Source organism: Micromonospora parastrephiae (genome assembly GCF_016802865.1).
Lineage (GTDB): Bacteria > Actinomycetota > Actinomycetes > Mycobacteriales > Micromonosporaceae > Micromonospora > Micromonospora parastrephiae.
Window position 1 is genome coordinate 1 of sequence record NZ_JAEVHM010000320.1, and the last position, 3,959, is coordinate 3,959.

Annotated in this window: 3 protein-coding genes and 2 pseudogenes; 4 read left to right on the forward strand and 1 reads right to left on the reverse strand. The window is 74.9% G+C overall.

Annotation, left to right across the window (positions count from 1 at the left end):
* The 4 genes and pseudogenes from JNW91_RS30215 to JNW91_RS30230 all read left to right on the forward strand — a co-directional run.
* Positions 1 to 791: pseudogene (locus JNW91_RS30215) on the forward strand (class I SAM-dependent methyltransferase); the annotation flags it as partial.
* A complete protein-coding gene (locus JNW91_RS30220; RefSeq protein WP_309244526.1) occupies positions 788 to 1,546 on the forward strand; it encodes a glycosyltransferase family protein in 759 nt (252 codons plus the stop codon). The pseudogene JNW91_RS30215 and the gene JNW91_RS30220, both read left to right, overlap by 4 nt.
* Positions 1,543 to 2,624 (forward strand): annotated as a pseudogene (locus tag JNW91_RS30225) (PseG/SpsG family protein). Before JNW91_RS30220 ends, JNW91_RS30225 begins: the two are co-directional and overlap by 4 nt.
* Before the next feature lie 9 nt (positions 2,625 to 2,633).
* Positions 2,634 to 3,269 (forward strand): alpha-ketoglutarate-dependent dioxygenase AlkB, encoded by a 636-nt coding sequence (locus JNW91_RS30230; protein ID WP_203178898.1) that lies wholly within the window; start codon positions 2,634 to 2,636, stop codon positions 3,267 to 3,269.
* Positions 3,270 to 3,298: 29 nt separating this feature from the next.
* Here the strand turns inward: JNW91_RS30230 and JNW91_RS30235 are convergent, their stop codons facing one another.
* Complete coding sequence (locus JNW91_RS30235) at positions 3,299 to 3,817, reverse strand: TrmH family RNA methyltransferase (protein WP_203178899.1); 519 nt, start codon at positions 3,815 to 3,817, stop codon at positions 3,299 to 3,301.
* Positions 3,818 to 3,959: the final 142 nt, after the last annotated feature.

Sequence of the window (3,959 nt, forward strand, 5' to 3'; positions counted from 1 at the left end):
TGAGCGGGCCGGTGCCGTCCGGGCGGCTGCTGCGGACCCTGCTGCTCGACGCGGCCCTGCGCCGCGACCTGGCGACCCTGCGCACGCTGCTGCGCGGGTACGCGGACTGGCTCGCCGGCCAGGCCGACGCCGACGGGCGGGTCGTCGGCGCGACCGCGCTGGCGAGCACCGACAACGTGGTCGTCGACGGCGAGCGGTACGCCGTGCTCGACCCGAGCTGGCGGGCCACCGGCACGCTCCCCGCCGACGTGGCGCTGGCCCGCGGCCTGTGGCGCTTCGCGGCCGGCCTGCTCACCGGCGGGTACGCCCACCCGTGGTCGTCCACCCTCGACGTGGCCGGCCTGACCGTGGTGCTCGGCGGGCTCGCCGGCCACGACCTGGACCGCACGACCGTCGCCGAGGCGGTGGACGCCGAGGCGGAGGTCACGGCGGCCCTGCACCAGCTCGACCCCGACGGCCGGGTCACCCTGGCCAGCAGGCTGCACGCCGTCGCGCCGACCGACCCGCCGATCGGCGCGCAGAGCTACCAGCAGTTGCGTGAGGCGTGGCTGCGCCAGCGTGAGGAACTCAGCCGGCTCGCGGCGTTGACCGCGTGGACCGAGGAGCTGCTGACCTCGCGGGAGCGGGCGCTGCGCCGGGCCGAGGCGACGATCGGTCTGCTCAGCGGTTCGCTCAGCTACCGGGTCGGCCGGCTCGCCATCACGCCGGCCCGGCTCGCCAAGCGGGGCGCCCGCGCCGCCAAGCGCCGGGCCCGCACGGTGCTCGCCCCCAAGCAGGAGGAGCAGCAGTGACCGGACAGGACAGCCCGCCCGGCGAGCCGAGGATCGTCGGGATCGTGCAGGCCCGGATGGGATCGTCGCGGCTGCCCGGCAAGGTGCTCCGCCCGCTCGCCGGACGGTCCGTGCTGGGCCGGGTGGTGCGTGCCGCAGGGGACAGCGGTGTCCTCGCCGACCTGGTGGTCGCCACCAGCACCGACCCGGTCGACGACGCGGTCGTGGCCGAGTGCGAACGGCTGGAGGTGCCCTGCCACCGCGGGCCGGTCGACGACGTCCTGGACCGGTTCGTGGGTGCCCTCGCCGCGCACCCGGGCGACGCGGTCATGCGGTTCACCGCCGACTGCCCCCTGCTCGACCCGGAGATCATCACGCTGGTCGCCTCCGTGTACCGGGCGGTCCCCGGACTGGACTACGCGAGCACGTCGATCGCCCGTACGCTGCCCCGAGGGCTGGACGTCGAGATCATCCGCGCGGACGCGCTGCGCACCCTCGACCGGCTCGCCACCGGTCACCACCGGGTGCACGTGACCTCGTACGCGTACACCCATCCCGACCTGTTCCGGGTGCTCGGGGTGACGCTCACCCCGGACCGTTCGGGGCTGCGGCTGACCCTCGACACCGAGCAGGACTGGGCGCTGGTGAGCGCCGTCGTCGACCACTTCGGCGACGTCAGCGTGCCACTGACCAAGCTCGCCGACTGGCTCGACGGGCAACCCCGGCTACGTGCGCTCAACGCCGACGTCCGCCAGAAGCAGCTGGAGGAGTCCTGAGCACACCACGGGTCGGGGTGCGCTGCGACGCCGGACCGCGGCGCGGCGTCGGCCACCTCGTACGCTGCCTGGCCCTCGCCGAGGAGTTCCAGGCCCGGGGCGCGCACGTCGCGGTGTTCGGCACGGTCGAACGGCTCGACTGGGCGGTCGCCGAACTGGCCGCGCGGGGCATCCCCCTGTACCCCGGCCCCGAGTCGCCGGCCGAGCTGGTCGAAACCGCTCACCGGCACGAGCTGGACGTGGTGGTCCTCGACTCCTACGAGCTGGACCCGGCCGGTGCGGGCGCGCTGCGCGCCGCCGGGGTGTTCACCCTCGCCGTCATCGACGGAGACAGCCGGGGGCAGGACGCCGACCTCTACCTCGACCAGAACTTCGGGGCGCGGCACCCGGAGCTGTCCGGACGGCTGCTCGCCGGCAGCGCGTACGCCCTGCTGCGCGACTCGGTGGTCACCTCCCGCCCGCCGGCGCCCCCGCCCGCCACGAAGGTCGGCCGACCCCGCGTGCTGGCCTTCTTCGGCGGCACCGACGCGGTCGGCGCCGCCCCGGTGCTGACCCGGGTGCTGGCGGCCACCGGCCATCCGATGGACCTCACGGTCGTCGTCGGTCGACCCGAGATCGAGGCGGAGCTGGAGGAGATCGCCCCGGGCGGGGGCAGACCATCCGGCCCGTCCCGCCCACCGGCTCGCTGCCGTCCCTGATCACCGGGGCCGACCTGGTGGTCAGCGCCGCCGGCACGTCCACCTGGGAACTCTGCTGCCTCGGCGCGCCCGCCGCCCTGGTCTGCGTGGTCGACAACCAACGCGAGTCGTACCACCGGGTGGTCCGGCACGGCCTCGTCGCCGGCCTCGGTGAACTGACCGAGCTGACCGCCGCCGGCATCGCCGGGCGGGCGGCCCGCGCGACGGCGGCGCGGACCCTGAACGGGCTGCTCAGCTCACCGCAGCGGCGCGCGACGGTGGCCGCGCGGGCCTGGTCCGCCGTCGACGGGCAGGGCCGGGCACGGGTCGTGGACGCGGTGCTCGACGCGGTCCACACGACCGGCCCATCCATTGGCACGGGTGTACGAACTCCCTGCTAGGGTGGCCGTATGACGCAGGCCGCCTACCAGCCGTCGATGCTCGACCTGGCCGACGCCGGGCCGACCCTGGGGCCACTGGCCGGTCAGATCCGCCGACACCGGCTCACCCGGGGCGCCTGGGTCGACCACCTCCCCGCCTGGGTGCGCGGCTCCGACGCGGTCCTCGACACCCTGCTCACCGACGTGCCCTGGCGCGCCGAACGACGCACCATGTACGACAGCGAGGTCGACGTGCCCCGCCTGCTCTGCTGGTACGACGGCGACCGGCAACTCCCCCACCCCGTGCTCGCCGAGGCGCGGGCGGCGCTGACCCGGCACTACGCCCCCGAGCTGGGCGAACCGTTCGTCACCGCCGGCATGTGCCTCTACCGTTCCGGGCGCGACAGCGTGGCCTGGCACGGCGACACCATCGGCCGCTCGGCGCACACCGACACCATCGTCGCGATCGTTTCGTTCGGGGCACCCCGGCCGCTGCTGCTGCGTCCCCGTGGCGGCGGTGAGAGTCTGCGGTTCCCGGTCGGGCACGGCGACCTAATCGTGATGGGCGGCTCCTGCCAACGCACCTGGGAACACGCCATCCCCAAGACCACCCGCCCGGTGGGCCCCCGGGTGAGCGTCCAGTTCCGCCCCGCCAACGTCGCCTGACCCCACCCCGGGAGCCGGGCCGGCGCGGGCTAGAGGAGACCGGCGAGTTTGTAGAGGACCAGGGAGCCGGCTACCGCGACGTTCAGGCTGTGGCCGTGGCCGACCATGGGGATCTCGACCGCCGCGTCCAGGTGGTCGAGCGCCTCGGGTGGGATGCCCGTCGACTCGTGCCCGAGCAGCACCACCGTGCGCCCCCGAGCGGCGGGCAGGTCACCGAGGCGTACGGCCTCGTCGGCAAGCTCCACCCCGAGGATCCGCGTGCCGGCGGCTCGTTCGGCGGCCAGCCAGCGCAGCGGACTGCCGACCCGGTGCACGCAGCCCGGCCGGCGCAGCGTGTTGCCCCGGGCCACGGCCTCATCCACCCACCGGAACGGCGGCACGGCGAGGCAGGCGCCGACCGCGTCGCAGGTACGCAACAGGGTGCCCAGGTTCGCGCCGTGCAGCGGCCAGAGTGGTGCGGCGACCAGGTGACCCCAGCAGCGGTGCGATCGAGGACGGCGGGTGGCGCGCAACTCACGCGGCGGCCGGACCCGGATGGCGGCGCTCACGCCGCGCCGGCGGCTCCGCCGGACCGAACAGAAATCATGGGAGAGGTGCTTGGCGGCGCACCCGGGCCATCACCGAGAACAGAACCCCCACCATACCGCGCCCCACGCCCCACCCCACCCAACCCGTTGATCATGAAGTTAT